The sequence below is a fragment of the Streptomyces coryli genome, from assembly GCF_011044975.1.
GTDB classification, from domain to species: Bacteria; Actinomycetota; Actinomycetes; order Streptomycetales; family Streptomycetaceae; genus Streptomyces; species Streptomyces coryli.
Genome location: NZ_JAAKZV010000599.1, coordinates 1 through 646, shown reverse-complemented (window position 1 = coordinate 646; position 646 = coordinate 1). Strand labels below are relative to the sequence as shown.

Sequence of the window (646 nt, the reverse complement as noted above, 5' to 3'; positions counted from 1 at the left end):
CCAGGCTCACCACATACGCCGCCGTCACCCACCCCGCAGGCTCTCGCCCCGACTTGAGCCCATGGACCAGCGCCGCGCACCACGCCGGATACGCGCACGCGTGCAGCGCGCGCCAGCGTGCCGACGCTCGCCCGCGGCCCGCCAGCACCCCGCGCAGTACCCCCGTCACCACCGCCGCGAGCAGCAGCCACGCCGCCAGGCTGCCGATGCCGATGACCAGGGCGCGGCCGTCGGCGGCGGCCCGGCTGCCCGCGTCGGTGCCGCCCGTGAAGGCGCTGCGGAAAGCGCTGCCGAAGGAGATGTCGCCGAAGGGCAGCAGCACCCCCCGGACCCCGACCCGCGCCTCCGCCACCTTCACGCCGACGTGCAGCGCGAGCGCTCCCAGCGCCGCCACCGCCGTCGCGCGGTGGATCGCCTGCGCGAGCAGCCGGTGCCGGGTCGCCAGGGCCGTGCGCTCGCCGGCGAGCAGTCCCCAGCAGACCGCGGCGGTGAGCAGTACCAGGGTGAGCACCCCGGCCGCGTAGTCGAGGAAGCCTCGCATGGGACGGCACGCTAGAACGCTCCTGCGCCACCGGCGCGCAGTTGCGCGAATCCGCGCCTGCGCCGCCCCGCACCCTGCTAGCGTCCGAGCGCCCCCGCCCTGAAG

General features: G+C 76.6%; 1 protein-coding gene. It reads right to left on the bottom strand.

From position 1 onward, the window contains the following. The coding region (locus G5C51_RS42385) for a hypothetical protein (protein ID WP_165246281.1) at positions 1 to 541 on the bottom strand (541 nt) is incomplete at its 3' end. Positions 542 to 646: the final 105 nt, after the last annotated feature.